Source organism: Embleya sp. NPDC005971, from assembly GCF_040629175.1.
GTDB lineage: Bacteria > Actinomycetota > Actinomycetes > Streptomycetales > Streptomycetaceae > Embleya.
The window spans coordinates 1-3,933 of the sequence record NZ_JBEXUX010000158.1 but is presented as its reverse complement, the minus strand read 5'-3'; the positions used below and the strand labels follow the sequence as shown (position 1 = coordinate 3,933).

Annotated in this window: 8 protein-coding genes; all 8 read left to right on the top strand. The window is 71.6% G+C overall.

Translation table 11 applies throughout. The features are described 5' to 3' along the window. The first annotated feature begins 502 nt into the window (after positions 1-502). Positions 503-1,183 (top strand): hypothetical protein, encoded by a 681-nt coding sequence (locus tag ABZ374_RS48180; RefSeq protein ID WP_360325102.1) that lies wholly within the window; start codon positions 503-505, stop codon positions 1,181-1,183. Continuing rightward, entirely contained in the window at positions 1,183-1,344 is a 162-nt protein-coding gene (locus ABZ374_RS48175; RefSeq protein ID WP_360325100.1) for a hypothetical protein, read from the top strand. Before ABZ374_RS48180 ends, ABZ374_RS48175 begins: the two co-directional genes overlap by 1 nt. A 9-nt stretch (positions 1,345-1,353) precedes the next feature. Continuing rightward, the gene (locus ABZ374_RS48170; RefSeq protein WP_360325098.1) at positions 1,354-1,695 is read left to right on the top strand and encodes a hypothetical protein; all 342 of its coding nucleotides are present in this window, start codon (positions 1,354-1,356) and stop codon (positions 1,693-1,695) included. Beyond that, the gene (locus tag ABZ374_RS48165) at positions 1,692-2,429 is read left to right on the top strand and encodes a hypothetical protein (protein ID WP_360325095.1); all 738 of its coding nucleotides are present in this window, start codon (positions 1,692-1,694) and stop codon (positions 2,427-2,429) included. The genes ABZ374_RS48170 and ABZ374_RS48165 overlap by 4 nt, the downstream gene beginning before the upstream one ends. Positions 2,430-2,432: 3 nt before the next feature. Further along, positions 2,433-2,666 carry a hypothetical protein gene (locus tag ABZ374_RS48160; protein WP_360325092.1) on the top strand — a complete coding sequence of 78 codons (234 nt, stop codon included), beginning with the start codon at positions 2,433-2,435 and terminating at the stop codon, positions 2,664-2,666. After that, positions 2,663-2,998: a hypothetical protein gene (locus ABZ374_RS48155; protein ID WP_360325090.1), complete on the top strand. Its 336-nt coding sequence runs from the start codon at positions 2,663-2,665 to the stop codon at positions 2,996-2,998. The genes ABZ374_RS48160 and ABZ374_RS48155 overlap by 4 nt, the downstream gene beginning before the upstream one ends. Next, positions 2,995-3,450 carry a DUF6221 family protein gene (locus tag ABZ374_RS48150; RefSeq protein WP_360325088.1) on the top strand — a complete coding sequence of 152 codons (456 nt, stop codon included), beginning with the start codon at positions 2,995-2,997 and terminating at the stop codon, positions 3,448-3,450. The genes ABZ374_RS48155 and ABZ374_RS48150 overlap by 4 nt, the downstream gene beginning before the upstream one ends. A gap of 112 nt (positions 3,451-3,562) precedes the next feature. Beyond that, positions 3,563-3,889: a hypothetical protein gene (locus ABZ374_RS48145; protein WP_360325085.1), complete on the top strand. Its 327-nt coding sequence runs from the start codon at positions 3,563-3,565 to the stop codon at positions 3,887-3,889. The last annotated feature ends 44 nt before the right edge of the window (positions 3,890-3,933 follow it).

The window sequence follows — 3,933 nt, the reverse complement described above, 5'->3', positions numbered from 1 at the left end:
GTCCCTGCCACGCACCTCGCCGCCATCCCGGGACAGGACTACACGACCGTCCCGGGCGCCCCGGACAACGTGAGCGAACTGCTGCCCGCTCCGGTTGCCCAGGACTGACCTGCGGGACAGCGCGTCCGGGGGTCTCAAGATCACGAACTTCCTTGCGGGACAGGGCCGTCCCGCGTCCCGCCGCGCTCGGATTTTCGCCACAATCCATCACGGACCGTGATATAAAGGCGGCACGACAACAGCAAAACGGCCCCCGACCAGTGGTGGAACACCGGTAGAGGGCCTGACCACGGCAGGGAGCGAACCCCGCCGCGGCTACCACTCAGAGATCAGAGGTCTCATCGTGGCTTCGCGAAACCGTATCTCGCGGTTGATCGCCAGGTGCACCCCGCACCGGCGTGTCCCGCACACACCACCCCTCCGGGACACCGTCCCGCCCCCACCCTGGGTCCGGGCGTTCGTGGCGATCGGCCGGCCGAAGGTCGCCGTCACCGTCCTCGTCATGTGCGCGCCCGGCGAGCACCACCTCGCCGTCCTGGCCGGCTGGGACAGCCGCCTCGCATGGGGCATGGCCGCCGTCCTGGCCGCTTATGCAGGCATCGCCACCTCGGTCGCCGGGACACGCCCGCGCGGCGTCCCGGGACACCGATCAGCCGCCGCCGGCGCCGTCGTGTCACTGTCCCTCGCCATGTCGGCCCAACCGGTCAGCCACATGTTCGTGACGGGACACTGGTCGGCCGACCCGCGCGCACCCGAATGGCTCGTCTGGGTCGTGTCCTGCGTCCCGCCCCTCGTCCTGGGCCACCTGCTCCACCTCGCGGCGACCCCCGTCCCCCGGGCGGAACGGGCTGGGACAGCCGTCCCGCAGGCCGGCGGCCAACCCCGGCGGGTACCGCGCCGGTTCGTCGCCACCGGCCGGGTCGTGCTCCCCGGGCCGACCGCCATCCCGGTGTCCGTCCCGGTCGTCCTGGCCCCCAGTGCCGCCGCGTCCCGCGCCGTCACGGAGCCCCGGCGCAAGGCCCGCACCACCGCCCAGGTCGCCGAAGACCACGGCGTCAAGCCGGACACCGTCCGCAAGTGGGTCGCCCGCGGTGTCCTGACCCCGCTCCCCGAGCGGGACAGCGGCGGCGGGCACCTCTTCGCCCCCGACGCCACCCCCAAGCTCTCCGTCGCCACCGGGTGATGCCCGCCGTCCTGACGGGCGTGCTCCTGGCCAACCTCGCGCTGATCGGCCTCCTCGCCCTCGCGCCGAGCCTGCCCGCACGCACCGTCCACCGCACCGCACTCCGACTCGCCGGCATCTGGGCGCTCATCGCAGCCGCCGCCGCGCTCTACACCCACTGAGGACCCGCCATGCACGAGTACCCGCACGTCCACGACCTCGCCGGCCAGATGCTCGCCCAACACGCAGCGGGCACCGCCCCCCAACAGCCGCCCGCCTCGCCCCAGGGGCTGGACATCAGCAGCGGAGCGACCGGCACCGGCGCCCTGATCATCGCCGTCTTCATCCTCGGCATGGGCGTCAAGGGCTGGAAGACCGCCCACAAGCAGGCCAAGACCTGGACGATCATGACCATCGTCGTCATGTGCCTCACCGCCACCACCGCCGGCCTGTTCGGCGTCCTGCGACTCACCATCCAGCAGACCGGCAACAACGTCGGGAACTCCGTCACCCAGACCACCACCGGCCGGTGACCGGACGCCTCCCGATCCTCCCCGTGCTGCTCGCGCGGCGCGGGGTGGACCGGGCGGTCGACGGCCACCGCGTCCTGGTCGACCGGGTCACCGCGTGGGTCGCGAGCGAGACAGCGGGCGCGGAGGAGCGCCGCGGGGCCATCGCCACCCGCGGCGGCATGCTGCTCGGCGGAGCGTGGGTCGGCTGGCAACTCGGGCCGGCCACGCTGGCGGTCGCCACCCCCGCATGGCTCGCCGCGGCCTGGTGGCACGGACCCGCGACCGAGCCCGACGCGGAGGTCGAGCAGGCGGAAGCCGAGCGGGACGAGGAGGAACCGCCGGCGCCGCCCGCCCCGCCGACACCGGAGGATGTTGCCCACGACGTCGACGTCCTCCGCCGGCTGATCGGCGACCAACCAGGCATCCACCTGGACGCGTTGGCTGCTGCGGTCGGGCTCGACCACGAGCAACTCCGCGCCTGGCTCAACCGGTTGGGAGTGCCCGTCCGGCGGTCCGTGCGCATCGGCGGCAAGCACGGCCGAGTCCGCACCGGCATCCACCGCGACGACCTCCCCGACCCCGCTCCCCGACCGGAGACCGGCCCCTCTCCCGAAGGTGTAGAGCCTGCTCAGAGCGCTCTACACCCCCACCGAGAGGGGCCGGAACCCCGGCCGGGGGAGCGGACCTACGCCATCGACGACGAGCCCGTGTGGCCCGGAACCACACCTGCACGACAGACCACTGCGAGAGGATGAACCATGGACGAGACCCTGACCCGCGAAGACGTTTACCTGTACGTAATCCGCAATCTGGCGCCGCTGGCCACAGGCATGCATGCGGCATATCTCGAACTCGCCGCGCTGGCGGCACCGCATCTGCCCGAGGGCATCCGCGCCGAAATGGCCGAGCACGTCGCCAAGGTCAGCCGCGAGTTCATTGCCGAGGTCGACAGCGTCTCCGGCGTCATGCCGAAGCCGAAGGAGCACGCGTGACCGACACCATCGCCTTCCCGCTCGCCGACGTCCTGTCGATCACCACCGGCCGGCTGCTCTCCCGGAGGCGACCGCCCATCGACGGCGTGTGCGAACTTCTCACCTACATGACCGGCGAACGCACCATGTTCGGCGACCAGCTCGAAGCGTTCAGCGTGAAGCGCACCACGGCAGTCACCCACCCCGAACTCCTCCGGCAGCACCCCTGGTTGGTCGACGCGCAACCGGACGGCATCACCGAACGCACCGCCCTGTACGCGTGGCTCGTCGAGCAGGAGCGCGTCCACGGGGAGAGCATCCACATCGCACCACTGCCCAAGGAGGCATCGTGACCGCCGACCTGGTGGCGTTCCTCCGCGCCCGGCTCGACGAGGCTGAGCGCGAAGCCCAGCGCCTTGACGGCGAGGAGTGGACGTGGTCCGTAAGCAAGCCTTGGGACGGCCCGGCAACTGGCCACATCAGCGCCGCAGCAGACCCCTACGGCCGGATCGCAGTCCTCCCCGGAGGGGATGCGGCCAAGTACGAGGACCGCATCCGGCACATCGCCCGCTACGACCCCGCGCGCGGCCTCCGCGACGTGGCGGCCCGGCGGGCGATCCTTGCGGAGCACCGCCACTTGCCCATGGACGGCTGCGCGCAATGCGCCGACGGCGTCCGGTCGATCGGTACGGCCAGCCGGGTCGAATGGATTGTCAACCGCGCCGAATGGCCCTGCCCGACAGTCCGCCACCTCGCCACGGTGTACGACGACCACCCCGACTACCAGGAGGCGTGGAGACCGTAGGCGCGGCGACTTGCACGGTGATCACGTAAGGGTGCAACATTCATGCAGCACCACACGTGTGCCCCGAACCTCGAACCCCCTCCACCGCGAGGGGGTTCTTCGCGTCCAGGGGGTGACCGTGCACCGCGACGACATCGACCCCGACGACCTCCGCCCCGGCGACATCACCACCGCAGCCGCCTTCGCCGGCCGACACGGCCGCCACCGCTGCGTCATCAACCACTGGCGCAAGCACGGCTACATCAACAACCAGGGCGAGCGGGTGTACGTCCAGCCCATCGCCGGAGCAGACACCCACCGGCCGCTCTACCTCACCGCCGACCTGGAAGCCGCCGAACTGGCAACCAGGCTCCGGTCGGTCGAGAGCAGCAACCCCGCCATCGCAGGGTGGCAGCGGCTCATGCGGGCAGAGCGGCAGCAGCGGACGGAGGCGGCGTGAGCGACTCGACCTTCGGCGACCGCATCAACGCACTCGGCGTCGAA